Origin of the sequence: Bradyrhizobium sp. ISRA442 (assembly GCF_038085055.1) — a bacterium.
Taxonomy (GTDB): Bacteria; Pseudomonadota; Alphaproteobacteria; order Rhizobiales; family Xanthobacteraceae; genus Bradyrhizobium.
The window spans coordinates 108,052-134,600 of record NZ_JALGCN010000021.1 but is presented as its reverse complement, the minus strand read 5'-3'; the positions used below and the strand labels follow the sequence as shown (position 1 = coordinate 134,600).

The window sequence follows — 26,549 nt, the reverse complement described above, 5'->3', positions numbered from 1 at the left end:
GTATCCATTGCAATCTGACGCAGAGCACGCGGAGCAGATACGCAAGACCATTCAGGGTTCGTGGAAGGTCCTTGCCCTTCCTCAACCCGATACCTTCCTCGGCCGAAAAACCTACGAGCCGTTTCCGAGAGAACGAGACGCCGAAGGTCACGTCTTCGTCCGCGCAAAACTTGCGATCGACGAAACGCGACGAAGCGCGATCAGCCGCGTCGATAGGCTTGGAGATAGCTCGGCGAATACAACGCCGCGTCTTTCAGCGCGCCGAGGTCGCTGATGGTCAAAGTGCGCTCCCGCAGTACGATCAGGCCGGACGCCCTGAGCTCCTGAAGCGTTCGGTTCAAATGCACGACGGAAAGGCCGGTGGCATCCGCGAGGTCCATCTGCGTGACCGGCATGACGCACGAATTTCCGTCGACCATCCCGACCGGGCGAAGCCGCTCGAATATCTCGCAGAACAGATGCGCCACGCGCTCCAGCGCCACGCGGCGGCCGAGATTGATGGCCCATTCGCGCTGGATCGCGTTGCTCACGAGAGTCTCGCACCAGAACGCTTCCGTGAGCGAGCGATCGTTCGCCAGGAGGCTCTCGAAGCGCGCGCGCTTGATTTCGCTATAGACGACCGGCGTCATCGTCGCGATCGAGTGATCCATCAGCGACAGCAGGAACGCATGCGCGTCGCAGCTCTCACCCGGAAAGATGAAATTGACGATCTGGCGGCGGCCGTCCTCCAGCGTCTTATAGCGGCACAGCCAGCCGGACAGCACGATGCGAACGCTGTCGATGGGATCGCCCTCGGAGATCAGGTCTTCGCCGGACCCCGCGCGCTGCATCCCTTCGAGCATGGCGCGCTCGAGCGCGGCGGAAGCTTCGGCTGACAACGGCCGTAGCGCATTCAGGCGGCGGATCGCTGGCTCCGTCACGCTTCGATCGAGGGTTGAGAAGGGCATTAATTACCGCCCCCCGGTGTATGGAACGCACGCTTGCTCACAGGAATGATGATCGTGCATGTCAATCCGGATGAATTGAACGACATCGTCGTCTGCGCCTTGAACTCGAACGCCAGCGTGCGCTCCAGCAGCTCCGTGCCAAACCCTTTCCGCGGCGGCGGCGTGACTTGCGGCCCGCCCCGCTCGCGCCATTCGAACAGCAGCTCGGCGGGAGCGGCGCTCTCATCGATACGCCAGGAGATTTCGATCCGCCCCGTCGGCCGGCTCAATGCACCGTATTTCAGCGCATTGGTCGCGAGCTCGTGGATGGCGAGCGCAAAGGTTTCCGCGGCCTTCGGCTGGAAGCGCACGCGCGGACCCGAGACACGCACCTGCTCGCCTTCCCTGGCATTATAGGCCAACAGCTCCTCGACGACGAGATATTCGAGATCGACGCCGCCCTCGGGATCGCGGGTCACCAGCGCCTGGGTGCGGGCGAAGGCATTGAGGCGGCCGTCGAGATGCGAAGCGAATTCCTCGACGGTCGCGCTCGAATCCGCGGTGCGGCGGGCGATCGAGCGCACCACGCCGAGCGTGTTGCGGACGCGATGCTGAAGCTCGGCGAGCAGCAGCCGCTGCCGCTCTTCGGCGCGAGTGACCGCCGTGACGTCGATGAAGGTGATGACGACGCCGGCGATGAAATTATCGATGCTGCGATAGGGCAAGATGCGCACGATGTAGCGCGTGCCGCTGTCCGGCGCGCTCAGCTCGCGCTCCACGCTTGCGAGCGTGCGCAGCACGCGGCGGACGTCATCATTGAGCTCCTCGATCGGAATGCGCGCCTTGATGTGGGCGACGGGACGGCCGACGTCGGTCTCCACCAGGTGCAGAACCTGCGTGATCGCCGGCGTGAAATTCATCACCTTGAGATCGTTGTCGAGGAACACCGTCGCGATCTGCGTGCTCTCGAGGAAGTTCTTGAGGTCGCTGGTGGCACGCGTCAGTTCCTGGACGCGATGCGCCAGCTCGCCGTTGACGGTCGTCAGCTCCTCGTTGACCGACTGCAACTCCTCGCGCGAGGTTTCGAGCTCCTCATTGGCCGACTGCAGCTCCTCGTTGAGCGACTGGTATTCCTCGTTGGAGGATTTCAGCTCCTCGTTGGTGCTCTCCAATTCCTCGATGGTCGCCTGCAGGCGCTCGCCGGTCGCCCGCAGCTCGCTCTCGAGACGCTCGACATGCTCGGTTCGCACCATTGCATTGCTCTGGTTGGCCTCGATCACGCGGACGGGGCCATCCTTGAACAGCACGACGAAATTGCGGTGGCCGCCTGCGCCCTCCTGGATCGGCTCGACGGTGATGTCGACGAGCACGCGGTGACCGTTCAGACCGAGTTGCACATGATCGGCATGGGCGGGCTCGTTAGTCTCGGCCGCGCGGGCGAGCGCGGTGCGCAGCTCGATCCTGAGATCGCGGTGCACGAGCTGAAGCAGGTCGAGCGTGGCGGTCCCCGCCGTCGGCTCGATGTAGCGCCCGGTGCGGCCCGAGAAGTGCAGGATATGAAAATTGTCGTCGGTGATGACATAGGCCGGTGCATAGCGCTCCGCGATCCGCTGCGCGCGGCGTTCCAGGCCGACGTCCGGACCGAACGAGCGAACCGGCCGCAGGTCGACCGGCGCCCTGCCCGCCGCCGTCGTGATCGGAAATTCCGGCGGCAGCCGCGTTCCGGTCTCGAGCCTCTTGAAGATGCGGGCGCGGCGATCGATCGGCGCGAACAGCTTTGGATGCCGCGTCACGTTCTCGGAGTTGCCGAGGAACAGGAAGCGGTCAGGCAGCAGCGCGAAATGGAACAGCGGGATCACGCGGTTCTGCAGTTCGCTATTGAGATAGATCAGCAGATTGCGGCAGGAGACGAGATCGAGTTTGGAGAACGGCGCGTCCTTGATGACGTTGTGCTGCGAGAAGATGCACATCTCGCGCAGCTCCTTCACCACGCAATAGGTGTCGCCCTCGCGCACGAACCAGCGCGCCAGGCGCTCGCTGGTCATGTCCGCCTCGATGTTGGTGCGGTAACGGCCGACGCGCGCGGCCGCCAGCGCGCGCCCGTCGATGTCGGTCGCGAAGATCTGCACCAGCGGCGCGGAATCCAGCCGCGCCATGTGCTCGCGCAGCAGGATGCCGATCGAGTAGGCCTCCTCGCCGGTGGAGCAGCCGAGCACCCAGACGCGAACCTGCTGACCCGAGCCCTTGCCTTCGAAGATCTTCGGGATGATCTGGGTCTCCAGCACCTCGAATTCGCGCTTGTCGCGAAAGAACTCGGTGACGCCGATCAGGAGGTCATTGAAGAGATGCTGGGCCTCGTCCTTGTCATTGCGGAGAAAATCGACATAGGCGGGGATAGCGTCGATCTGCACCACCTGCATGCGCCGCTGCACGCGACGCAAGAACGTGTTCTGCTTGTAGCCGTGGAAATCGTTGCCGGTCTTGTTGCGCAGGATGTCGGCGATGCGCGACAGCGAGGTCGCGGCGGCGGCCAGAACCTCGTCAAAACCGTGCTTCTCCTCGAGCCGCCGTAAGTGGCGGGCATAGACCTGGATATGCTCGGGGATCTCCTCCGGCGGCAGCACGTAGTCGGCGATGGCGGCGGGCGTATTGCAGTCGAGCAGATGTTCGGCCTTGTGGGTCTCGACTTTTTCGGCGATGGCGAGTCCGCCATGGTCCTTGAGCGTCGCGGTGCCCAGCGTGCCGTCACCGCCGGTGCCGGCCAGGATCACGCCGATCGACTGCTCGGCACGCTCTTCCGCCAAGGAGACCAGAAAGCTGTCGATCGTGGCCCGCTCGCCGGGCGCCTGTTCGGCCTTGCGAAGCGTAAAGCGATCGCCCTGGATGGTCGTGATCATCGCCGGCGGGCACAAATAGATCGTGCCGCCCTCGATCGCCTGAGCATCGCCGATATCAGCGACCCTGCCGCCGTTCGAGCCCTGGACAATCTGGAGCAACCGATTCCCGTCAAAGGCCTCATGATGCTGAAGCGCCAGCACAATGGCCTGGTCGGCTGCCAACGTCAGCTTGGCGAAGAAGCGCTCGATGCTGTCGAGGGCACCGGACGATGCACCCACCCCGATGATGAGCGGGGATTTGACCTGACGCTCTCCCTCGATGGGCTGTTCGCCGACTTTACTCATGGTCCGTTAGCTCTCACGGGCTGGCCGGGCGCGACGGGCCCGCTCCCTGCAAATAGCAGAAATCGATGTTATCCCAAGAGGCCAACGGCGAAAATGCGATGCTACGTTCCATGCGGAGAACCGGCCGTTGTCAGCCCGCTGCGAAAGGTCCATAGTCGCCTGGATCCGTAGGAGCCCGCGATGCAGATCTCTGATGAACTCGCGGCCCTGATCCAGCGCGCCGAGAGCGCGATCACGACCGCCCGCCTACTTGTCGACGAGAACAACCGCTTGCGCCGCAACATCGAGCGGCAGCTCGACCATATGTTCGAAATCGGCGTGGAATTCGCGCGGCCACCGGTCAGCCTCCCGGCTAACCCGCATCCACCTGTTGCTGAAGATAAGAGACGCGCTGCTCGATCAGGATACGGTGACGCTGCCATTCGATCAGGGTCTGCCTGAGCAGGTCAACCAGCCGTTCGGCCTGGCGCGTGTCGTGGCCGCCGGCTTGAAGATCACGGACCCGCTCCTCCTGATCGCGGATGCGCTGAGAGCCCTCCTGTATATCCTGGTCGGCCTTGATCAGAAGGCGCTGCTCGGCATGGAGCTGCTCGGTACATTCGGCAAGGGACGGGGCCATGGCGGTGCCTCAAGCTTCCCATTTTCGGACCGGAGGATCGAGCGATTGTAGCACGACGCGCCGGATCATATCGGCATATTCGCGATATTCGGCGGCCCGCGCCTCGTACATCTCGGCGACGGCGAGCCGGCCGCTGCGCCGGCCGTCCGACGCCATGCGCTGCACCAGTTCGGCTCGCTCCTCGATGATGCGCAAAGCGACGCGCAGGGCTTCGTCGACGCGCCCCTCCTGCTCTTTGGCGAGCACATCGGCCGTGTAGGCGTGACCGACTTGGCAACGGAAGCGCATCGGCCGCGCGTCCTTGATCTCCGACAAGACGCCGCCACAGCCTGGACAGGTCAGCGCGACCGGATCGGCCAAGGAGGCAAGCTTGTCGCTGCCGACCCGGTCGCCTGCCGCAATCTCGACCTCGAGCTTGATCTCCGGCGGGATCGGCAGCGCCGCCCCGGGCGGTTCCTTGACGAGTTCGGACAGGACGTCTCCCATGGTGGCGCCGGGCACGCAGAGATCGATGGTCGTCGCCTCCATGGCGCGCCGCGGCATCTCATCGGAAATGGCATCCATGGGATCCTGCACCACAGTCATTCCGCCGCAGCGCTTGATGGCGTTGAGGCCGGCGGCACCATCCGACAGCAGGCCGCTGAGGAGAACGCCGATCACGCGCGGGCCGTGATGCAGAGCGGCAGAGCGAAACAGCGCATCGATCGCCGGCCGCACCATGTTTTCGCGAGGACCACGCCCGAGGAACACACGATCCTCCGACAGCAGCAAATGGTGGTCCGGCGCTCCCAGAATGACCTGGCCGGGCTCAATCTTCATGCCGTTTTCGGCCTGCCGGACCGGAAGCTTGCCGGCGCTGCTGGCGACCGTGGAGAGGATGCCGATACCTTGCGCCGGAATGTGCAGCACGATGAAGATGGCGGCCGGCAGGTCCACCGGCAGGCGGCCAAGGATCTGCTTCAAGGGCGTGGTCGCTCCGGCGGAGCCCCCGATGACGATGATGTCGTGGTTGCTCATGGAACCCGCCTTCGATTGCATCGTTTGGACCAAGGCGGCCGATCGCCTTAAGTTCCTGTCTGGAGGACCCTGGAGGGATCATGTCCGTATCGCCCACGCTGCCTCGTGAACGCACTCTGCTGAAGGGTCGCCGTATTCTCGTGGTCGAGGACGAATATTTCCTCGCCGATGACATCGACAAGGCGCTCCGCTCGCTCGGCGCCGACGTGGCGGGCCCGGTGGGCCATATTGAAGGCGCGGTCGAACTTCTGCACGACGGCGGCAGTCTAGATGCGGCCGTGCTCGACGTGAACGTTCGCAGCGACATGATCTTTCCCGTTGCCCGCGAGCTGAGGGCGCGCCAGGTGCCGTTCGTGTTCACCACGGGGTACGAGAAGATTGCCATCGGCGCGGAATTCCAGGACGTGCCCCTCTGGGAAAAGCCGATCGACATTGTGGCAATGGCCCGGAAGCTCGCTGCGATCATCGACAATCGGCAGGCATGACACGCGAGGCGCCCTCACCGACCCGTTGAATGAAACTGAAGAGGCATTCGATGATCTACTCACCGAATTCCGCGCTCGACGCACAGCTCCTGAACCATTCGCGCGAGCTGGTTTTCAAGGCGCTGAAACTGCTCCGCAACAGCGATCATCTCGTGAGCGGGCAGCGCCTACGCGATGAGTTAAGTCGCGAAACTCCGCGCAACGAAGATCAACCGTCCGGACATGACGCCTCGAGGTTCACGGCAAATTGACGATCAGAACAGATGCGCGAAGGCAAGCCAAGCGGTCACCGCGAGGCACAGGATCACCGCGGCGTAGGGCAGCGCGATGCGCAAGATTGGTCTCCCCGCGCCGGTCAGTCCAGCATCATCCACACGATTGCCACCGTCATCACGATAAAGCCCGTGACAGCGGTCGCGACAAACGCCTGCTCGATGCGATCCATCGCCATCGCAGCCCCCTTTCCAGTCCGCTCACTTTGACGGTTGGGGGAACCGCGCGCATTAGGCTATGTGAATCGCCGCGCAACGATCGTCGGCAGGACTCTTTCCATCCATGGGGTTGCCCAAAGACCGCCGGGCGCAAAGATGTTCGGCATGTCGATGCAGAGATGAACGGCATCCCGGATCTCGGCGACCTCTGACTTGCCGTGCGGTCGGGGAACGAGCCAGACGGGAAGAGGTTGATGCGTCGCGATCTCCTCAAACTACAGGAGTGGTCGGTGCAACGATTGTCATTCCTCGCTGCCTTCATCATCGCGATCAGTGCGTTCGCCGGATCGGCGCCAGCCCGCGCCCAGGATTATCCCTGGTGTGTCCAGGGCAAAGGCCTGGGTTATCCCGGCGATTGCAGCTATCGCAGCCGCGCACAATGCCTGGCATCCGCGTCCGGACGCAACGTCTACTGCGGCCTGAACCCCCGCGCGGCGTACGGCCAGCAACGTCGCGGCCGGGACTATCGCTATTGACTCGGGCGACAGCGCGCCGCTGTTGCACAGGCTGCTTTGAAGCTTGATTTTGTCCTGATTGGCCGCGGACTACTTGCGGCGCGACTGCGCCTCAACAGCCTGCACCGCCACGCTCGCCACTTGCCGCAGCGCCTCGCGGTCCGCGCCTGACGATGCCATCACGCCCATGCCAACGGAGACGGCCGAGACGTAACGCGCAAGGGCTGCGGGATCTGACGTCTCGTTGAGATCGCCTTCGGCCTTGGCGCGGATGAAGCGGTCGCGGAGCTGGTCTTCGTTCTGGGCGCGGCGGGCGGCGAGCTCGAAGGGGACGTTTTCGGAGCCGGTGCCGCAGGCGATGCCGCCCTGCACGAGCAGGCAACCAGGCGGATTGGCGGGATCGGTCTGCTTCTCGGCGATGCCCATCAGCATGCGCTCGGCGACCTCGCGGGCGGTCGGTGCTGCCACCACCTCCTCCATCCAGGCGCCGCGCAGCTTGGTATAGCGGTCGAGCGCGGCCTTCAGCAGCCCTTCCTTGTTGCCGAAGCAGGCATAAAGGCTCGGCGGATTGATGCCCATGGCCTCGGTGAGCTGGGCGATGGTGGCGCCCTCGTAGCCGTGGCGCCAAAACACTTCCATCGCCTGGTCCAACGCCGTGTCGGCGTCGAATTCACGGGGGCGTCCCATGCCCATGTGCCTGTCTCCTCGGAATCGGCGTCGCCTATCGCTCTAACGCCTGATCCTATCTATTTGTTCTAGCTTTCTTTTCTGTGCCGGCTTCCAATTCTTGCGGTAAGTGGCTACGATTTTCTTAGTGAATGGTACATAAGTATCTTGCACTGCGGCGTCCAGCTCCACATCTGTAGTGAACACTACATATCTGGAGCGCGCAAATGCCCCCATCCCAAAATACCCGTAATGGCCGTTTCCGCCGCCTTCTCGGCGGTGTCGCTATCGTCGGCGCCCTCGCGGCGGCCGGTTCGATCGCAACCGGCCGCTATTTTCATGCCGCGCAGGCGACCGCGACGGCGGCGCCCGAGCAGGCGGTGTCGGTCACCGTCGCCATGATCGAGCCGCGGCAGACTGTGCTGTGGGACGATTTCTCCGGACGGTTAGAGGCCATCAACCGCGTCGAGCTCCGCCCGCGTGTCGCCGGCGCGATCCTTGCGACCAACTTCACCGAAGGCGCGCTGGTGAAGGCCGGTGACGTGCTGTTCAAGATCGATCCGGCGCCCTACGCGGCCGAGGTCGACAAGGCCGCGGCCCAGCTCGAGGCCGCCAAAGCGCGCGTGGTCTTCACCACCAGCGAGGTCGAGCGCGGCGCACAGCTCGTAGGCAACGCCGTGGTCACGCGGCGCGATTTCGACCAGCGCGAGAACGCCAATCGCGAAGCCGTCGCTAACGTGAAGGCGGCCGAGGCGACACTCCAGACCGCAAAGCTCAATCTCGATTACACCGAGGTGCGCGCACCCGTGGACGGTCGCGTCGGCAAGATCGAGGTTACCGTCGGCAATCTCGTTGCCGCCGGCACCGCCTCTCCCGTCCTGACCTCGCTGGTCTCGGTCAATCCGATCTACGCGTCCTTCGACGCGGATGAAGAGGTGGTGCTGCGGGCGCTCAACTCGATCGCAGATGCCTCCGGCAAGCGCGGCAATCTCGATCAGATTCCCGTCGAGATGACCACATCAGGCGGCCTCTCGGCGAAGGGCCACATCCAGCTCATCGACAACCAGGTCAACGGCCAGAGCGGCACCATCCGCGTCCGCGCGGTGTTCCGCAACGACGACGGCCGCCTCATCCCCGGCCAGTTCGCCCGCGTGCGCATGGGCCAGCCGAAGCAGCAGACGCTGGTGATGATCGACGAGCGCGCGATCGGCACCGACCAGGACAAGAAGTTCGTGATGGCGGTCGGTGACGATAGCCGTGCCGTCTACCGGCCGATCACGCTCGGCGGCGCGGTCGACGGCCTGCGCATCGTCACCTCGGGGCTGAAGTCGGGCGAGCGCATCGTCGTCAACGGCCTGCAGCGCGTGCGTCCCGGCGCCCTCCTCAAGACGGAGGTCGCCGCGATGGGCGCGCGCGGACCGCAACAGGCCTCCAACCACAGCAACCAGGACATCGTGCAGCGCTAGCGTTTGCGTCATTCCACATTGCGCAATTGCGCAATGGGGGCACGCGCGGCGGGCCCCCGGACTCTCGAAGTTACTGAACTCCGAAGACATTACTTCTGGATTCCGGCTTCGCGGGCCTCGGCCCGCGAACCCGGAATGACGGGAGAGCTGTCTCTCGCGCAGGGGCAAAGCCATGAATCTCTCAAAGTTCTTCATCGATCGGCCGATCTTCGCCGGCGTGCTCTCGGTCCTGATCTTCCTCGCCGGCCTGATCTCGCTGTTCGCGATGCCGATCTCGGAATATCCGGACGTCGTGCCGCCCTCCGTCGTGGTGCGCGCAACCTATCCCGGCGCCAATCCCAAGGTGATCGCCGAGACGGTGGCGACCCCGATCGAGGAGCAGATCAACGGCGTCGAGAACATGCTCTACATGTCGAGCCAGGCCACCACCGACGGCGCGATGACGCTGACGGTGACGTTCCGGCTCGGCACCGACCCCGACAAGGCGACGCAGCTCGTGCAGAACCGCGTGCAGCAGGCCGAGCCGCGGCTGCCGGCCGTGGTGCGCCAGCTCGGCATCATCACCAAGAAGTCGTCGCCCGACCTCACCATGGTCGTGCACCTGCTATCACCGAACAACCGCTACGACATGACGTATTTGCGCAACTACGCGGTGCTCAACGTCAAGGACCGCCTGGCGCGGATCGACGGCGTCGGCGACGTCCAGCTCTACGGCGCCGGCGACTATTCGATGCGGGTCTGGGTCGATCCGCAGAAGGCGGCCGAGCATGGCCTCACCGCGAGCGACATCGTCAAGGCGATCCAGGCGCAGAACGTCGAGGCCGCAGCCGGCGTGGTCGGCTCCTCGCCCAGCGTCAAGGGCATCGACCTGCAGCTTTCGGTCAATGCCGAGGGACGGCTTGCAAGCGAAGAGCAGTTCGGCGACATCGTGGTCAAGACCGGCGCACGTGGCGAGGTGGTGCGGCTGCGCGACGTCGCGCGCATCGAGCTCGGCGCCTCCGAATACGGCCTGCGCTCGCTGCTCGACAACAAGCAGGCGGTGGCCATCCCGATCTTCCAGGCGCCGGGCTCCAATGCCCTGCAGATCTCCGACCACGTCCGCGCCACCATGGCCGAGATCAAGAAGAACATGCCGGAAGGCGTGTCCTACCAGATCGTCTACGATCCCACCCAGTTCGTGCGCTCGTCGATCGAGGCGGTGATCCACACGCTGCTCGAGGCGATCGCGCTGGTGGTGCTGGTCGTGATCCTGTTCCTGCAGACCTGGCGCGCCTCTATCATTCCGCTGCTGGCGGTGCCCGTGTCGATCGTCGGCACCTTCGCCGTGATGCACGTGTTCGGCTTCTCCATCAACGGGCTCAGCCTGTTCGGCCTGGTGCTCGCGATCGGCATCGTTGTCGACGACGCCATCGTCGTGGTCGAGAACGTCGAGCGCAACATCGAGGCCGGCCTGTCGCCGCATGATGCCACTTATCAGGCGATGCGCGAGGTTTCCGGCCCGATCATCGCGATCGCGCTGGTGCTGATCGCGGTGTTCGTCCCGCTCGCTTTCATCTCGGGCCTCACCGGGCAGTTCTACAAGCAGTTCGCCCTGACGATCGCGATCTCGACCGTGATCTCGGCGGTCAACTCGTTGACGCTGTCGCCGGCGCTGTCGGCGCTGCTCCTCAAGGGCCATAATGAGCCGAAGGACCGGCTGACGCTCATCCTCGAAAAGGCCTTCGGCTGGTTCTTCCGCGGCTTCAACCGCGCCTTCACGCGCTCCTCGGCGAACTACAGCGGCACCGTCACCAAGGTGATATCCGGCAAGGCCGCGGTGATGGGCCTTTATGTGCTCCTGGTCGGCCTCACCGCCCTGCTCTTCCAGCAGGTGCCGAGCGGCTTCGTCCCGGGCCAGGACAAGCAATATCTCGTCGGATTCGCACGCCTGCCCGATGGCGCGACGCTCGATCGCACCGAAGAGGTGATCCGCAAGATGAGCGACATCGCGCTGACCCAGCCCGGCGTCGAGAGCTCGGTCGCGTTTCCGGGCCTCTCGATCTCCGGCTTCACCAACTCGTCCAATGCCGGCATCGTGTTCTCGACGTTAAAACCGTTCGATGAACGCAAGGATCCTTCGCTGAGCGGCCCGGCGATCGCCGCCGAGTTGAACAAGAAATATGCCGGGATCCAGGAAGCCTTCATCGCCATGTTCCCGCCGCCGCCGGTCAACGGCCTCGGCACCATCGGCGGCTTCAAGCTCCAGATCGAGGACCGCGCCGGTCTCGGCTATGAGGCGCTGAACGATGCGACCAAGGCGTTCATGGCGGCGATGCAGAAGGCGCCGGAGATCGCCGGCGTGTTCTCGAGCTTCCAGGTCAACGTGCCGCAGCTCTTCGCCGACATCGACCGCACCAAGGCTCTGCAGCTCGGTGTACCCGTGACGGAGGTGTTCAACACGCTCCAGATTTATCTGGGCTCCTACTACGTGAACGACTTCAACAAGTTCGGCCGCACCTATTCGGTCTATGTCCAGGCCGATGCGCCGTTCCGCGCGCGCGCCGACGACATCCGCCAGTTGAAGGTGCGCTCGTCCTCCGGCGACATGGTGCCGCTGTCGGCGCTGCTCAAGATCCGCCAGAGCGCGGGTCCCGAGCGCGCGATCCGCTATAACGGATTCCTGTCGTCCGACATCAACGCCGCCGCCGCGCCCGGCTACTCCTCCGGCCAGGCGCAGGAGGCCGCAACGCGGATCGCTGCGGAAGTGCTGCCGCCCGGCTTTGCCTTCGAATGGACCGACCTGACCTACCAGGAGTTCATCGCCGGAAATTCCGGCATCTGGGTGTTCCCGCTGGCAATCCTGCTGGTGTTCCTGGTGCTGGCCGCGCTCTATGAGAGCCTGACGCTGCCGCTCTCGATCATCATGATCGTGCCGATGGGCCTGCTCGCGGCCATGTTCGGCGTCTGGATCTCCAAGGGCGACAACAACGTCTTCACCCAGATCGGCTTGATCGTGCTGGTCGGCCTGTCGGCGAAGAACGCCATCCTGATCGTCGAATTCGCGCGCGAGCTCGAATTCGCCGGACGTTCGCCGCTCCGCGCCGCGATCGAGGCAAGCCGGCTGCGGCTGCGCCCGATCCTGATGACGTCGATGGCGTTCATCATGGGCGTGCTGCCGCTGGTGCTCTCCACCGGCGCCGGGTCCGAGATGCGCCGCGCCATGGGCGTTGCGGTGTTCTCCGGGATGATCGGCGTCACCGTGTTCGGCCTGTTCCTGACCCCGGTATTCTATGTGCTGCTGCGCACCGTCACCGGCATGAAGCCGCTGGTGCATCACGGCAGCGACACCAGCGCGGCGCCAGTCCAGGGTCTTGCCGAATGATCCAACGAAAGTCCCGTCGCGCGCTGAGCGCGGCGGGGCGAAGCAGATGGTATCGTGCGCCGATTTATTTCCTGTTCTCCTCGCATAACTTCAGCGCGGCCAGCGCTTCGCCGGCGCGGGGAATCTGCATCTCGATGCTGTCGTCGTCATCATCCTCGAAATCGAGCGCGAGGTGCTTGGCCTTCGACAGCCGGTCCATGATCGATTGGTCGTACTCGAAGATGCCGCGCAGGGTGGTCTTGTCCATGACCTCCCACTTCGCTTTCTTCATGATGTCGGCATCGTCCGTGCTGAAATCCGCTTTCAGGATCTCGCCGACCTTGTCCCATTCCCAGCCGTCGTAGATCATCACGATGACGATGGCCTTGTCGGAATAGGTGATCACGATCACGTAGTCGCGGTTTTCGTCTTCCTTGTTCTTATAGCCGCGGCTCGCATTGCAATGCGTGTCCTGACTGCGCTTCTCGATAGTCCAGTCGCCGACTTTGCTCTGTTGTGCGAGCGTGGGCCCACCCATGACACCAGCGAGAAGGCCAGCGGCGAGAAGCAACCGTCTCATGTCAGCCTCCACGTGTCCTCGGGCAAGCTGACCACCTCTCCTGGCAGGCCGCAAGAGCTTCTCGCGGCGCGGCCGACGGTGAACAAGGCTGACGCCTATCCTCGTCGCGGCACGATCGCGATCGGGGTGAAGGTGTAAACCTCCTCGCCGTTCTGGTTGAACATGGTCCATTTCACCAGCGCGATACCTTGCGGCTTGGATTTCGACGGCGTCAGGCTGATCACCTCGCCCTCGAGGTGAAGCCGGTCATTGGGCCGCACCGGCCGCGCCCAGCGCAGGCCATCGACGCCGGCGCCGATCAGCGGATGCGGGCCGAACGGGCGAGCCTGGATGGCAAGATTCATTGCGATGGCCGCGGTGTGCCATCCTGAGGCAGCAAGGCCTTTGAACAGCGTCGCTTTGGCGGCCTCATCATCCAGATGCATCGGCTGCGGATCGAATTCGGCTGCAAAGCGCTTGATGTCGGCTTCGGTGACCTGGCTCTCGGGAGATTTGAAACGCATTCCAACGATGAGATCGTCAAACCATTCGATCGACGTCATTATTTTGCCTCGCAATGCGATGTGCCGCCGGAGGAAGCCCGCGGCTAAAAGGCCAGACAATGCCAGGATGTAGCGAGCCTGCGGCGCACAAACCAGCCCGCGGTTCCCCACGAAACCCGTTTCCCAAACGCACGAAACACGCCTGAAACAGATGGCCGGTTATCTAGTTGTCAAAAGCAAACAGGGACGGCCACGATGCAGTTCTTCCTCGACCTGATCCGCGATTATTCCTGCTGCCAACATCTCGTCGCCCTCCCGCCAAGGGAGCATGAGCTATGACCGAGGTGATTTCCGCACTGCTCGCGCTTTGCAGCATCGGCGTTTTTGCGGCGCATGCGCTCGACGCCTATCGGACGACGCACTCCTGACCCTCGCGGCTCTGATCAAATGGCCGCCGGCGAAGAGCTTCACCTCTCCCCGCAGGGAGAGGTGAATATCGAGCGTCGATCTAGAACGGCCGCCGGTAGAAATGCTCCGAATGCGGCGCCGGCGGAAACCGGTTGGCGAGGGCCAGAGCTGCCCGTTCGTCGGTCTCGAGCGCGATCTTTTGCGCCAGCATTACATCGCCCGGCACCAGGAAGCCTGATGGGACGAAGCACCATCCCATCGTCGCATTCCCGGCTTCATTGATCTCGTGGACGTTGGCAGCCGTGCCGTAGTGAATGCGGTACCGCTTGCCGCTATGACTTCCGACCACATCGAAATACCGGTGCTGCTCGAACTGCGCGAGCTGCGCCGGCGTCAGCCATTCGGACAGCAGCCGTCGGCCCCGGGCGTCCGGCGTGTTCTCTCCGAAGAAGCGCCGGTAGAGCTCCCGCAGCGCATGCAGGCGCGCCCGCGCCGGCGCGCCGAGCCTAAAGACCGCGATCATGAGCCGTTCTGATCAGCCGCCGACAAGGCGGGGATAGAACAGTGTTTCCTGCGCGGTCGGGTCGAATGCCCGGACCCGGGTCACCTCACCGGGTGCGGTTCTGACGGCAGCGGTAAAGCCTAAGCCGGTCAGCTCCCGAAAGCGTCGTTCGGCTCGCGCCAACGCTTCCGCGTTGCCGGGATCAAACTCGTGGCGCGTATCGCCGGTGTGATCCATCACGATCTGGGTTGCCATGTTGAGCTCCTCGTGCCCCGCCCCTGCCCCCGATCAAAGCAAACCTCGTACCGTCGGTTCCGTCCCGACGGCAACTTTCTCGCGCGCGACCGGGGCACTCCCCGTGAAGCGCCTCAGCGGGCCGCGGACGCCCCGCCGCCTTCGTCGATCTGCCGCCCCATCAGCGCAATCGCTTTCTGATAGACGCCTGCGGCATTCCAGGCCTCAATGGCGGCAAAATTGGGTTCGCCCGGCTGGTAGCCGGCACCCGCACGCCAGCCATGAGCCTTGAGGAAATTGGCTGTCGAGCTCAACGCGTTGGCAGCGACGTCGAGATTGCCGACACCGTAGGCAAGGATGTTCTTGGGCATGAACTGGGTCTGGCCGACCTCGCCATGCATGGAGCCGCGGGTCGCTCCCGACAGCGCGCCCCGGTCGATCAGCTTCAGCGCCGCATAAAGCTGGTCCGTGAAGAATTCGGGGCGGCGGCAGTCATAGGCGAGCGTTGCGATTGACGACAGCATGTTCTGGTTGCCGCGCTGGCTGCCGAAACCGGTCTCCATGCCCCAGATCGCGATCAGCGGTCCGGGCGGCACGCCGTAGCGCTGTTGGATCGAGGCGAACAGGGCCGCCTGCGACTGCTTCAGCGACCGGCCGCGCGCCACGATGGTGGTGGCACCGCGCTTGGCGAGAAACTGGTCAAGCGAAAGTGAAAAACTGCGCTGGCCGCGGTCCGCCGCAATGGTGGCGCTGGCGTAATGGGCCTGCATCAGCGCCGAGATCGCGGTCGGGCCGATGCCCTTGGCGCGAGCCTCCTCGCTGAACTCGCGTTTCCAGGCCTCGAAGCCGGCCGGCGAGCTGCCGCATTGCGCGGCATCGGCCACGGATATCAAAGAGAGGAGCAGCGCGGTGGCTCCGATCATCGCAGTCGCAACTGTCCTGCCCTTGCTCATTCCGCGGTCCTCTCTCTGGATGCGCGACCGGCTCGCGCGGGCACATGATCCTACGTCACTTGCCATTGCTCAAGCCCTGCCGGGCGCAATCGGCGCCGGCTGGGCTCTTGACACCCCGGCAATCTCCTAATTTCCGCCGTCGTCGTGGCCGAGCCGCAATAGGCCGATGGCGCAAGCCGCGCGACATCGACCGGCAGCGGATCGCCGTCTTTCATCCCGGCCGGCGTCGCATTGGCGACAAAATCGAAGCCGGCGGGATCCACTGTGCCGACCCGGGCGGGCGCCCTGCCGAGCCGGTTGAGCTGATAGATCAGCGCGTCGCGGCGCCCCGGCTCGCTGTCGTGAATGGCGATCTCGCGGACGCCGGCTTCGACAAGCGCAAGAGCGATGGCCGATCCGGCGCCGCCGGCGCCGACGAGCAGCGCCCGCATACCGCTGGGATCGATCCCCTTCGCCCGCGCGGCGCCGACGAAGCCGAGGCCGTCCACCATATCGCCATGCCACGCGCCGTCAGCGCGCCGGCGCATCAGGTTCACCGTACGCAGAAAATGCGCCCGCTCCGTCGCGCTCGCGCAGGCCTGGTAGCAGGCGAATTTGTGGGGAATCGTCACGACGATGCCGTCGAGATTCTTCAGCCGTGCTGCAACCAAGAGAAAGTCTGGCACATCGTTTGGCGTGACCTGAACAGGCACGAGAATGCCGTCATGGCCGCGCGCGGCGAAGGCGGCCGTCACGCCCGCAGGCGAGCGCACCTGCGCGATCGGATCGCCGACGATGACATAGAGCCGTGTTGCGCCGCTGAGTGTCGGGATCATGCCGTTCACGCCAGAGTCGGAGAGCTGCCTGCCCCGGCAGGCTCGTGGGTCAATTCCAGCCCATCCAGGCCGCCATCCGCGCGCCATCGTTTCAGCAGCCGCAGGAACGCCACCGGGCCGCGCCAATATTGGCTGTTTCTCGCCGCGATCGGATCGAACACGCCTTCATTGTTGTAATAACCCGGCGTGCATTCGGCGAGATAGGTCTGGCGGCCGAGCGCGGCCTTGACGACCTCGTCGACCCAGGCGTTCTCCGCGGCAAGCGTCGGCTCCAGGGTCCGGGCTTTGCGCTTGCGCGCTTCTGCGATCACATAGGCGATGTGGCGCGACTGCGCGTCGATGATGTGCGGGAAGTTGGCGCTCTGGCCCGCCTGGACCGTGACGATCAGGAAGCAATTGGGAAAGCCGCGGCTGTAGAAGCCATGCAGCGTCTTGACGCCATCTTGCCAGCGCTCGGTCAGGCTCGTGCCGCCGCGCCCATAGACCTCAAAGCCCATGCGGCGGGCGTAGTCGGTGCCGACCTCGAAGCCGCTGGCATAGATCAGGCAGTCGAGCTCATAGGCCTTGCCGTCGACGATGACGGCACTCTCGGTGATGCGCTCGACGCCCCTCCCCTTGGTGTCGACGAGGTGCACGTTGGAGCGGTTGAACGTGCCCAGATATTCGTCGTGGAAGCACGGTCGCTTGCAGAATGCCTTGTACCAGGGCTTTAGCGCCGCCGCGGTCGCCTCGTCCTTCACCACCGCATCGACGCGGGCGCGGATCTCCTCCATCTTGCGGTAGTCGGCCTGCTCGATCAGCTTCAGCGCCTCCTCCATCGAGGTCACCGGCTGCGGCTGGCGGCGCGGCGCCAGCAGGATCTCGCCGAGCAGGTCGGTCCAGCCGTCCTGCACCAGATCTTGCTCGAACGGCTCGCCGGAGATCACCGCGGTGAAATTGTCCATGCGCTCGCGCTGCCAGCCTGGTCTCAGGCTCTTTGTCCAGGTTTCGTCCGTCGGCCGGTCGTCGCGTATGCCGATCGCGGATGGCGTGCGCTGGAAAACGTAGAGCTCCTTCGCGGAACGGCCGAGATGCGGCACGCATTGCACTGCGGTCGCGCCGGTGCCAATGATGCCGACCCGCTTGTCGGCGAGCCCCGTGAGACCGCCTTCGGCATTGCCGCCGGTATAGGCATAGTCCCAACGGCTGGTATGGAAGCTGTGGCCCTTGAATGTCTGGATGCCGGGAATGCCCGGCAGCTTCGGCCGGCTCAGTGGGCCGCCTGCAAGAATGACGAAGCGCGCGCGGATGCGATCGCCGCGATCGGTCTCGACCAGCCAGCGCGCCTCATCCTCCTGCCATGCCATCCGCGAGATGACGGTCTGGAACAGCGCGCGCTCGTAGAGGCCGAAGTGACGGCCGATGCGGCGCGAGTGCTCGTAGATCTCCGGTGCACGGGCATATTTGCGCACCGGCATGTAGCCGGTCTCCTCCAGCAGCGGCAGATAGATGTAGCTCTCGGTATCGCAGGCCGCGCCCGGATAGCGATTCCAGTACCAGGTGCCGCCGAAGTCGGCGGCCTTTTCCACGATCCGGAAATCATCGATGCCGGCTTCGCGCAGGCGCGCGCCGCACAAGAGGCCGCCGAAGCCGCCGCCGACGATGAGCACTTCGGTCTGTTCGCTGACGGCCTCGCGCGCGAATGCGGCATCGGCCCAGGGATCGTCGAGATAGCGTGCAAAGCCGCCGGTCACCTCGACATATTGCGCCTTGCCTTCAGTGCGCAGGCGAAGGTCGCGCTCGTCGCGATAGCGCGCGCGCAGGGCTGCAATGTCGATTGTAGACGCGCCGGCTGCGTCGATCTTGTGTTTTTCCGCTGACATCCATTTCCCTCCACGGCGCGCTGCTTCGCCGGCAGCTCACATCAATTAGCCCTGAAAAAGTGACGCATGCAATCACGCCGCTCGCTTTTTGCGTGAACGCGGCGTGACCTTCCGCTAGCTTGCACGCAAATCAATGCGCGCGCCGAGCAACGACGTGGCGATCCGGAGGAGACAATGCAGGGATTGATGATGGACATGCCGCTCCTGATCAGCGGCCTGATCCAGTATGCGGCCGACTATCACGGCGAAGCGGAGATCGTCGCGCGCGAGATCGAGGGTGACATCCACCGCTACACCTATGCGGACGCCCATCCGCGCATCAAGCGCATGGCGCTGGCGTTGAAGCGGCTCGGCATGACGCCCGGCGACCGCGTCGGCACACTCGCCTGGAATACCCATCGCCATTTCGAGATGTTCTATGCCGCGCCGGGCATGGGCTATGTGCTGCACACCGTCAATCCCCGGCTGTTTCCGGAACAGCTCGTCTACATCATCAACCATGCCGAAGACCGCCTGCTGTTCATCGATCGCGCCACGTTGCCGATCGTCGAGGCGATCGCGCCGCAGCTCAAGACGATCGAGGCCTACGTCGTGATATCCTCGCGCGAGCGGATGCCGGAGACGAAGCTTTCAAACGTGCATTGCTACGAGGACATTCTGCAAAAGGAGAGCGAGGACGGCTTCGCCTGGCCGCTGTTCGATGAGAAGTCGGCTTCCACCATCTGCTACACCTCAGGCACGACGGGGAATCCCAAGGGCGTGATCTATTCGCACCGCGCGGCGATTTTGCAAACCATGACTTGCTGCAACTTCGACTTCCTGCCGGGACATGTCGAAGGCGTGCGCGAGGTGATGATGCCGATGGCGCCCCTCTTCCATGGCAACGGCTGGAACATGCCGTTCACCGCGCCCTATACCGGCTCCAAGCTGGTGCTGCCCGGCCGCAACTACGAGCCCGACAAGCTCTATGAGCTGCTCGAAGGCGAGAAGGTGACGCTGTCGGCGGGCGTGCCGAGCTTCTGGCTGATCCTGCTCGACTGGCTGGGCCGCACCGGCAACAAGTTCTCGAACTTGCGCGCAACGCTGTCGTCAGGCTCGGCGCCGCCGCGCGCCATGGTCGAGAAGCTCAAGCGCGAATACAATGTCGACTACATCCAGGCCTGGGGCATGACCGAGGCCCTGGGCTGCTCGATGCCGGGCTTGCGGCCCGGCTCGGAGCACCTCAGCGACAAGGAGAAGTTCGACCGGCGCGTGGTGTCGGGGCGCGCCTGCTTCGGCACCGCTTTGCGCATTGTCGATGACGCCGGCAACGAGCTGCCGCGCGACGGCAAGACCGTCGGCCATTTGCGCGCCCGCGGACCGTGGGTCGCCTCCGGCTACATGAAGCTCGACGAAGGCCTCGACCGTGACGGCTGGCTGATCACCGGCGACATGGCCGTGATCGACGCCCAGGGCCATGTCACGCTGACCGACCGCTCCAAGGACGTGATCAAATCGGGCGGCGAATGGATCTCCTCGATCCAGCTCGAGGACATCGCGCTGTCCCATCCCGAGGTGCTGCAAGCCGCCGTGGTCGCGATCGCGCACGAGAAATGGCAGGAACGCCCCCTGCTCCTTGTCGTCCGCAAGAAGGGATCGACACTCGACGGCCAGACGCTGCTCGCTCACTTGCGCCCGAAGGTCGCGAGCTGGTGGATGCCGGACGCGGTCGAATTCCTGGACGAATTCCCGATGACCGGCACTGGCAAGGTGCTCAAATCGGCGCTGCGCGAGAGGTTCAGGGAGTATCGCATCGCATAGCCCGTGACGCCCAGCGCAGGGCGCCCTCTCGTGCACGACCGTCTTCATCTTTTGGTAGATTCGCCGGCGGTATATCGGGGCATAGCCAACGCTGGATCGAGGACACCATGGCGTTTTCCGGACTGGGCCTGCATCTCGGCAATCTGTCGCGCCTGTCGCATGCGCTGACGCGCTCGATCAGCCCAGAGAATTTCACCGGCGACAAGGGCAAGGGCGGCATGTCCCTCGACGGCCCGGCGGCCCGTCAGGCGCGCGATCTCGGCCAAGGCTGGAAGGTCTCGCCCTATGTCGTCATCGAGCCCGGCGCGACCTTCACGCTTGCGGAGATCCAGGGCCAGGGCGCGATCCAGCAGATCTGGATGACGTTGGCGCGCGGACGGCTCCGCCATTCGATCCTGCGGATCTACTGGGACGATCAGGAGCAGCCCAGCGTCGAATGCCCGGCCGGCGATTTCTTCGCCTGCGGATGGGAGGAGTTCGCACAGGTGTCCTCGCTCGCGGTCTGCGTCAATCCCGGCCGTGCGTTCAACTGCTACTGGGAGATGCCGTTCCGCAAGCGCGCGCGGCTTACGCTCGAGAACCGCAGCGAGGAGCGGCTCACCATCTATTACCAGATCAACTACACGCTGACCGACGTGCCCGAGGACTGCGCCTATTTCCATGCGCAATTCCGCCGCACCAATCCGCTGCCCTACAAGCACGTCCATACGCTGCTCGATGGCGTCGTAGGCCACGGCCACTATGTCGGCACCTACATGGCCTGGGGCGTGCACAACAACGGCTGGTGGGGCGAAGGCGAAATCAAATTCTTCATCGATGGTGACGGCGAATTCCCGACGATCTGCGGCACCGGCACCGAGGATTATTTCTGCGGCGCCTACAATTTCGATCCCTATGTCGCCCACTCCGGCCAAGGCCCGGCGCAGCAGTCGCACTACCAGGAATTCACCACGCCCTATGCGGGCCTGCCGCAGGTGATCCGCCCCGATGGCGTCTACAAATCGCAGCAGCGGTTCGGCCTATATCGCTGGCACATCCCGGATCCCATCCGCTTCCGCGCCGATCTGCGCGTGACCATCCAGGCGCTGGGCTGGCTTCCCGGCGTCAAGGAGCCGAAATATCGTCCGTTGCAGGACGACATCGCCTCGGTCGCATTCTGGTACCAGACGCTGCCGACGGCGCCGTTCGCGAAACTGCCCGATCCGGACTACCTCGAAATCGGCTAGATCGCCCTTCATCGATCAAGGAGACCAAAGATGCTCTATCCGATGTCGCCCAAAGTCGTCGAGCTCAAGCGCAAACTGGAGAGCTTCATGGACCGGCACATCTACCCAAACGAGGAGCGCTTCTATCGCGAGGCGGAAGAGCTCGGGCCATGGAAGGTCTACCCCGTCGTCGAAGAGCTGAAGCCGCTCGCGCGCGCCGAAGGCCTTTGGAACCTGTTCCTGCCGGACTCCGGTCACGGCGCCGGTCTCACCAATCTCGAATACGCACCGCTCTGCGAGGTCATGGGCCGCTCGCACCTCGCGCCCGAAGTGTTCAACTGTTCGGCGCCCGACACCGGCAACATGGAGGTGCTGGAGCGCTACGGCACGGAGAAGGACAAGGAGCGTTGGCTTAAGCCGCTGCTCGCCGGTGAAATCCGCTCCTGCTTCGCCATGACCGAGCCCGCGGTCGCATCATCCGATGCGACCAACATCGAGAGCTCGATCGTGCGCGACGGCGACCACTACGTCATCAACGGCCGCAAATGGTACACCACCAATGCGACGGACCCGCGCTGCAAGATCTGCATCTTCATGGGCAAGACCGATCCGGACAATCCGGACCGCCACAAGCAGCAATCCATGATCCTGGTGCCGATGGACACGCCGGGCATCGAGGTCAAACGCCCCCTCCCCGTATTCGGCTTCTATGGCGTGCCCGACCGCGCCTCGGAAGTGGTCTTCACAAACGTGCGCGTGCCGAAGGAAAACATGCTGCTCGGCGAAGGCCGCGGCTTCGAGATCGCGCAGGGCCGCCTCGGGCCCGGCCGCATCCACCACTGCATGCGGCTGATCGGCCTTGCCGAACGCACGCTGGAGAAGATGTGCCGGCGCACGCGCAGCCGCGTCGCCTTCGGCAAGCCGGTCTCGGAGCAAACCGTGACGCAGGAACGCATCGCCGAGGCCCGCATCATGATCGAGCAGGCGCGGCTGCTGACGCTCAATGCGGCCTCCGCGATGGACACCGTCGGCAACAAGGTGGCGAGGACCGAGATCGCGATGATCAAGGTCGCCGTGCCCAACATGGCCTGCCAAATCATCGACTGGGCGATCCAGGCCCATGGCGGCGGCGGCACGTCGAACGATTTTGGGCTGACGCAGGCCTATGCCACCGCGCGTTTGCTCCGCCTCGCCGACGGGCCGGACGAGGTTCACAGGAACCAGATCGCGCGGTTGGAGCTGAAGAAATACTCGAATGCCTGAGTAAGCGCTGGCTTCGGCAGACGCCCAAGCCGACGCGCTGGGATGGTGACCTAATCGAAGCTCGGCGGCTCCTGCTCATCGATGGATGCCGGCACATCCTGTTTCGACATTGCATCGAGCATCGCTTCGAAAATTATGATCGGCAGGTAAAACATAAGCATGATCGTATTCCTCCTGCTGTGACAACCTCGGCTTGCAGCGCCGAGTTCCTCAAATTGAGACCCGCCGGTCTTGGAACATTCTCGTCATTTACCGGACTACCGACGAGAACGAGCCACAGCGAGTATCAGGAACGCATCGCGTCAATCGCATGGGCGATCAAAACCACTGCGCTCGCGGCAATGAGAAACACAAACAACCAACTCACGTCCGCCTCCAATGCCGGAAGTGAACGCGCTCATCCATGCACAGTCAAAAACCATCGGACTGGAACCGCGATTCAGCGGCTCGCTGATGCTTCGCAGCAACAACTGCATCCGCTGTCGGTCCTATCGGCAGAATGCCAAAAGGAGCAACGCGCCGACCACGCAGGCTGCGAGGACTAAAAACCAAACGCCCAATACAGCTCCCCCGACTCACAGGTGAGTCAGGATTAGCCCCGCCGTTTGGCATTGAAACGTTGGATGCCAGTTTTTCCCCAAGCCAGACGCGGCCCATCTGCTATCGCTGCGCAGTCGCGTTAATCCAATACCTCTACCGTCGCCGAGCGGCCGGCGACGAGCGACAAGTTGCCCGGGACATTATCCAGCGCGATGCGCACGGGGACACGCTGGGCGAGACGTACCCAACTGAACGTCGGGTTGACGTTGGCGAGCAGGCTCGCGCCTTCGGCGCGGTCGCGGTCCTCGATGCCGGCGGCGATGCTCTCGACATGGCCGGTGAGCGTGACCTTCTCGCCCATCAGGCGGATCTGCGCCTTGTCGCCGACGCGGATGCGCGCGAGCTTGGTCTCCTCGAAATAGCCTTCGACATGAAGCGTGTCGGTGTCGACCAGCGCCATCACGCCCTTGCCGGCCGTGACGTAAGCCCCCGGCCTCAGGTCCATATTGGTGATCACGCCGTTGACGGAGGCGCGGACCTCGCTGCGATCGAGATTGAGCTGAGCGACGGCGCGGTCGGCGACGGCCTGATCGAACGCCGCCTTGGCCTGGAGCTGCGTGGCCAGCACCTGCTCCTGCTTCTGTTGCGACACCGCATCGGTCGTCAGCGCGCTGTAGCGCTTCAGGTCGGCGTTGGCCTGATCGAGAGTCGCCTGATGACCGGCGACCGCAGCGCCCGCCTGTCGCAAAGCCAGCGCGAAACGCTCGCGATCGATCCGGAACAGGACGTCGCCGCGGCGGACCTTCTGGTTGTCCTTGACCAGCACCTCCGTGACGAAGCCGGATACGTCCGGCGCGACCTGGACCACGTCGGCGCGCACGCGGCCGTCGCGCGTCCAGGGCGATTCCATGTAATAGACCCAAAGCTCGCGGCCGACGGCGAGCGCCGCGATGACGACAATCACGGTCAGCGCGAGGCGGCCGAGCCAGCCAAGATTCCCTTTCATGCGAGATACTCCGAGAGATAGACGACGCCGCCGAGCAGGCAGACGAACAGCGCGAAATCAAACAGCGCGCGATGCCAGACCAGCCGGTAGAGGTCGAAGCGCTGCATGAGCCGGCGAAGCAAGGCGCTCAGCACATAGGCGATGATGATCCACACCAGCAGCGCGGGCACGAGCACACCGTAGATGTCAATCTGATATCTCATGCCGCTACACTCTCCCCTGCGCGCGGCCGATACGCCGGCGCATCCGGAAACAGGCCGCGCCGGATGCCGACGAGGCCGATCAGGGCATCTTCGCGCGCCTTGTCATTGGGGTCCTTCACCGCCCGGGCCAAGGCCCGATCGACGCTCGTCAGCAGCTCGGCCGGCATTCCGCGGCCCGCATAGCTGCGGCAGGCGATGGCGAGCTGATCGAGCATGTCGTCGATGACGTGAATGGTGGAGGCCGCAAGCCCATAGCGGGCGCGCCGCAGGTCGATAATGTTGATCCCGATGCGAAGCTGGGCCAGGCTGTCGGCGTCGCGGCGGTCGCTCTCGGAGAGAAAGGCGATGCGCTGCACGAGCAGCCCGAGCCGATGCAGCATCAGGCCTGCGAATTCGGCGCGGTCACGCCTGCCGCGACGTTCAGCGGCGACCGCGAGCGTCTTCCAGCTCGACAGCACGAGACGATTGGCGATCCATTCCGCGCCCACGCCACGCGCGATCCGGGTCACGAGCTCGGCGAAGACCACGCCGACGAAGAAAGCAACGGCGGAATTGGCGTAAGAGGCGAAATCCGCGCTGTAGGTCGACTGCAGCGCGAGCAACGTCGCGGTATTGGCCGCGAGCGCCATGCCGGTTCCCGCCGTCGCCGGCCGTGCGATCAAGAAGCCATAGAGCAGGAAGGTCGGCGCCAGCGCGATGACCAGAACCTCGAGATGGGAGATCGCGGGCACCAGTGCGAACAGATAGATCGCGACGACCACGATGGCGACCAGCGACCACAGGCCGAAGCTGCGGATGAAGCGTGCGGGCTCGTCCTGCGCAGCGAAGAACGAGCAGGCGACCGCGGCCATCATCGGCGCTGACGCGCCGTCCGGCCAACCGGTCCCGATCCAGAACGCGCAGCAGATCAGGATGGCGATGGCCGCACCGGCCGCCGACCACAGGGCCAAGCCGCGATCCCGATGACGCACGGCAGCGGCTCCGGCCTCGGAATGGAAGGCCAGATCGACGGTGGAAATGTTGCGGCTTTCCGCGATCGCCTCGCTCAGCGCACGGCAGTCGCGCGAGAGGTCGACCAGTTCCCGCAGCCGCGACAACAGACTGGTGGTGATGATCCGCTCCCAGGATGCGCTGTCATCGAGAACCGCCTGCCGCTCGGCGATCTTCGCGCGGATCCGATCGGCCGGTTGCCGTGCACTGACGTCGCTGGTGATCCATTGCGCCAGATCTTCGAGAAGTTGCCTCAACTCGGGTTGCCGGCGCAACGCCTCCTCCCCGAGCGCGGCCAGCCGGTCCTCGAGCGAGGCGATCACCGGCAGCAGCATCAGCATGCGCAGGCGGATCTCGCCGAGACCACGCACGGCGTTGCTGTCGGTCAGCCGGTCATAGGCGAGATGGGTCGAGAGCGTGTCGATCTCGACGATGTCGGTCGCGAGCTTGAGGCGGCTGCCGCGGCGCGTATCGCCGGTGCCTTGACGCAGCAGCACGACCTGGCTGAGGCGGCGTGCATCCGATAGCCAGGCATCGACACGGCCAGCTACGGCAGGCGCGACGCTGCGCGGGAAGACGATGGTGGAGACGAGGCTGGCGCAGATGATGCCGAGCGAGATTTCCTCGACCCGCGCCACGGCCGTATCAAAGATGTTGCCGGGCTCGGATACGGAGGGGAAGCCGATCAGCGCGACCGTGTACCCGGCCAGCATGAAGACATAGCTGCGTGGCGTGCCGTCGAGCAGCGACAGATAAAGACAGAGCCCGACCCAGAGCGCGATCGCCAGGCACAGGAGTTCGGGGGCATCGATGAGATTGGGCACCAGCGCGACCGTCATCGTCGCGCCGACCAGCGTCCCCATCACGCGGAAGAACGCTTTCGAGCTGGTCGCCCCCGCCAGCGGCTGGGATGTGATGTAGACGGTCGCCATCGCCCAATAGGGCCGCGGCAGATCCATCGCCAGGGCAATGACGAGCGCCAGCATCGACGCAGCGAACGTCTTCAAAGCAAAAATGAGGTCCGCGTGGCGGACCAGGAACGGCTCTTCCGCGCGCATG

Annotated in this window: 24 protein-coding genes and 1 pseudogene; 10 read left to right on the top strand and 15 right to left on the bottom strand. The window is 64.4% G+C overall.

The genetic code is table 11. The annotated features are described in order from the left end of the window. Positions 1 to 200: 200 nt before the first annotated feature. Both MTR72_RS31930 and MTR72_RS31925 read right to left on the bottom strand, forming a co-directional pair. The gene (locus MTR72_RS31930; protein WP_280964471.1) at positions 201 to 947 is read right to left on the bottom strand and encodes a Crp/Fnr family transcriptional regulator; all 747 of its coding nucleotides are present in this window, start codon (positions 945 to 947) and stop codon (positions 201 to 203) included. Next, positions 947 to 4,108 carry a CheR family methyltransferase gene (locus MTR72_RS31925; protein WP_341511768.1) on the bottom strand — a complete coding sequence of 1,054 codons (3,162 nt, stop codon included), beginning with the start codon at positions 4,106 to 4,108 and terminating at the stop codon, positions 947 to 949. The genes MTR72_RS31930 and MTR72_RS31925 overlap by 1 nt, the downstream gene beginning before the upstream one ends. 180 nt (positions 4,109 to 4,288) lie before the next feature. Between MTR72_RS31925 and MTR72_RS31920 the strand changes: the two genes are divergently transcribed. Further along, a complete protein-coding gene (locus MTR72_RS31920; RefSeq protein WP_280964473.1) occupies positions 4,289 to 4,549 on the top strand; it encodes a hypothetical protein in 261 nt (86 codons plus the stop codon). Further along, on the top strand, positions 4,479 to 4,778 hold the full coding sequence (locus MTR72_RS31915) for a hypothetical protein (RefSeq protein WP_280964474.1): 300 nt from the start codon (positions 4,479 to 4,481) through the stop codon (positions 4,776 to 4,778). The genes MTR72_RS31920 and MTR72_RS31915 overlap by 71 nt, the downstream gene beginning before the upstream one ends. Here MTR72_RS31915 and MTR72_RS31910 read toward each other — a convergent pair. Further along, positions 4,737 to 5,744, bottom strand: a complete 1,008-nt coding sequence (locus MTR72_RS31910) for a chemotaxis protein CheB (protein WP_280964475.1) — start codon at positions 5,742 to 5,744, stop codon at positions 4,737 to 4,739. The genes MTR72_RS31915 and MTR72_RS31910 overlap by 42 nt on opposite strands. A gap of 80 nt (positions 5,745 to 5,824) precedes the next feature. Here MTR72_RS31910 and MTR72_RS31905 point away from each other — a divergent pair, with 80 nt between their 5' ends. Both MTR72_RS31905 and MTR72_RS31900 read left to right on the top strand, forming a co-directional pair. Then, on the top strand, positions 5,825 to 6,229 hold the full coding sequence (locus MTR72_RS31905) for a response regulator (RefSeq protein ID WP_280964476.1): 405 nt from the start codon (positions 5,825 to 5,827) through the stop codon (positions 6,227 to 6,229). A 50-nt stretch (positions 6,230 to 6,279) separates the two neighbouring features. Beyond that, a complete protein-coding gene (locus MTR72_RS31900) occupies positions 6,280 to 6,480 on the top strand; it encodes a hypothetical protein (protein WP_341511767.1) in 201 nt (66 codons plus the stop codon). A 272-nt stretch (positions 6,481 to 6,752) separates the two neighbouring features. On the opposite strand, the pseudogene MTR72_RS31895 reads toward MTR72_RS31900, so the two are convergent. Beyond that, positions 6,753 to 6,857: pseudogene (locus tag MTR72_RS31895) on the bottom strand (cysteine hydrolase); the annotation flags it as partial. Between the two features lie 57 nt (positions 6,858 to 6,914). Between MTR72_RS31895 and MTR72_RS31890 the strand changes: the two are divergent. Next, positions 6,915 to 7,196 (top strand): DUF3551 domain-containing protein, encoded by a 282-nt coding sequence (locus MTR72_RS31890; protein ID WP_280964477.1) that lies wholly within the window; start codon positions 6,915 to 6,917, stop codon positions 7,194 to 7,196. A gap of 69 nt (positions 7,197 to 7,265) precedes the next feature. On the opposite strand, the gene MTR72_RS31885 is transcribed toward MTR72_RS31890, so the two are convergent. Then, entirely contained in the window at positions 7,266 to 7,868 is a 603-nt protein-coding gene (locus tag MTR72_RS31885; protein WP_280964478.1) for a TetR/AcrR family transcriptional regulator, read from the bottom strand. Positions 7,869 to 8,068: 200 nt separating this feature from the next. On the opposite strand from MTR72_RS31885, the gene MTR72_RS31880 reads away from it, so the two are divergent. Both MTR72_RS31880 and MTR72_RS31875 read left to right on the top strand, forming a co-directional pair. Then, positions 8,069 to 9,307, top strand: coding sequence for an efflux RND transporter periplasmic adaptor subunit (locus MTR72_RS31880; protein WP_280964479.1), 1,239 nt, complete (start codon positions 8,069 to 8,071; stop codon positions 9,305 to 9,307). Between the two features lie 172 nt (positions 9,308 to 9,479). Beyond that, positions 9,480 to 12,668, top strand: a complete 3,189-nt coding sequence (locus tag MTR72_RS31875) for an efflux RND transporter permease subunit (RefSeq protein ID WP_341511766.1) — start codon at positions 9,480 to 9,482, stop codon at positions 12,666 to 12,668. Between the two features lie 64 nt (positions 12,669 to 12,732). Here MTR72_RS31875 and MTR72_RS31870 read toward each other — a convergent pair whose 3' ends face one another. From MTR72_RS31870 to MTR72_RS31840, 7 genes are all read right to left on the bottom strand, one after another. Continuing rightward, entirely contained in the window at positions 12,733 to 13,227 is a 495-nt protein-coding gene (locus tag MTR72_RS31870) for a hypothetical protein (protein WP_280964481.1), read from the bottom strand. Positions 13,228 to 13,322: 95 nt separating this feature from the next. Further along, on the bottom strand, positions 13,323 to 13,769 hold the full coding sequence (locus MTR72_RS31865) for a MaoC family dehydratase (RefSeq protein WP_280964482.1): 447 nt from the start codon (positions 13,767 to 13,769) through the stop codon (positions 13,323 to 13,325). 448 nt (positions 13,770 to 14,217) lie between these two features. Beyond that, positions 14,218 to 14,640 (bottom strand): hypothetical protein, encoded by a 423-nt coding sequence (locus MTR72_RS31860; RefSeq protein WP_280964483.1) that lies wholly within the window; start codon positions 14,638 to 14,640, stop codon positions 14,218 to 14,220. Positions 14,641 to 14,652: 12 nt separating this feature from the next. Further along, on the bottom strand, positions 14,653 to 14,874 hold the full coding sequence (locus tag MTR72_RS31855; protein WP_280964484.1) for a hypothetical protein: 222 nt from the start codon (positions 14,872 to 14,874) through the stop codon (positions 14,653 to 14,655). A 113-nt stretch (positions 14,875 to 14,987) separates the two neighbouring features. After that, entirely contained in the window at positions 14,988 to 15,806 is an 819-nt protein-coding gene (locus MTR72_RS31850; protein WP_280964485.1) for a lytic murein transglycosylase, read from the bottom strand. Positions 15,807 to 15,856: 50 nt separating this feature from the next. After that, positions 15,857 to 16,621, bottom strand: a complete 765-nt coding sequence (locus MTR72_RS31845) for a shikimate dehydrogenase family protein (RefSeq protein ID WP_341511765.1) — start codon at positions 16,619 to 16,621, stop codon at positions 15,857 to 15,859. A gap of 5 nt (positions 16,622 to 16,626) precedes the next feature. Next, positions 16,627 to 18,483, bottom strand: a complete 1,857-nt coding sequence (locus MTR72_RS31840) for a flavin-containing monooxygenase (RefSeq protein WP_280964487.1) — start codon at positions 18,481 to 18,483, stop codon at positions 16,627 to 16,629. A 174-nt stretch (positions 18,484 to 18,657) separates the two neighbouring features. Here MTR72_RS31840 and MTR72_RS31835 point away from each other — a divergent pair, with 174 nt between their 5' ends. From MTR72_RS31835 to MTR72_RS31825, 3 genes are all read left to right on the top strand, one after another. Further along, positions 18,658 to 20,283, top strand: a complete 1,626-nt coding sequence (locus MTR72_RS31835; RefSeq protein WP_341511764.1) for a long-chain fatty acid--CoA ligase — start codon at positions 18,658 to 18,660, stop codon at positions 20,281 to 20,283. A gap of 107 nt (positions 20,284 to 20,390) precedes the next feature. Further along, complete coding sequence (locus MTR72_RS31830) at positions 20,391 to 21,509, top strand: glycoside hydrolase family 172 protein (protein WP_280964489.1); 1,119 nt, start codon at positions 20,391 to 20,393, stop codon at positions 21,507 to 21,509. A 30-nt stretch (positions 21,510 to 21,539) separates the two neighbouring features. Continuing rightward, complete coding sequence (locus tag MTR72_RS31825; protein ID WP_280964490.1) at positions 21,540 to 22,751, top strand: acyl-CoA dehydrogenase family protein; 1,212 nt, start codon at positions 21,540 to 21,542, stop codon at positions 22,749 to 22,751. A gap of 679 nt (positions 22,752 to 23,430) precedes the next feature. Here MTR72_RS31825 and MTR72_RS31820 read toward each other — a convergent pair. From MTR72_RS31820 to MTR72_RS31810, 3 genes are read right to left on the bottom strand one after another with little or no spacing between them, the layout of a single operon-like run. Then, the gene (locus MTR72_RS31820) at positions 23,431 to 24,297 is read right to left on the bottom strand and encodes an efflux RND transporter periplasmic adaptor subunit (protein ID WP_280964491.1); all 867 of its coding nucleotides are present in this window, start codon (positions 24,295 to 24,297) and stop codon (positions 23,431 to 23,433) included. Next, a complete protein-coding gene (locus MTR72_RS31815) occupies positions 24,294 to 24,500 on the bottom strand; it encodes a DUF1656 domain-containing protein (RefSeq protein WP_280964492.1) in 207 nt (68 codons plus the stop codon). Before MTR72_RS31815 ends, MTR72_RS31820 begins: the two co-directional genes overlap by 4 nt. Then, positions 24,497 to 26,548 carry an FUSC family protein gene (locus MTR72_RS31810; protein WP_280964493.1) on the bottom strand — a complete coding sequence of 684 codons (2,052 nt, stop codon included), beginning with the start codon at positions 26,546 to 26,548 and terminating at the stop codon, positions 24,497 to 24,499. Before MTR72_RS31810 ends, MTR72_RS31815 begins: the two co-directional genes overlap by 4 nt. Between the last annotated feature and the right edge of the window lies 1 nt (position 26,549).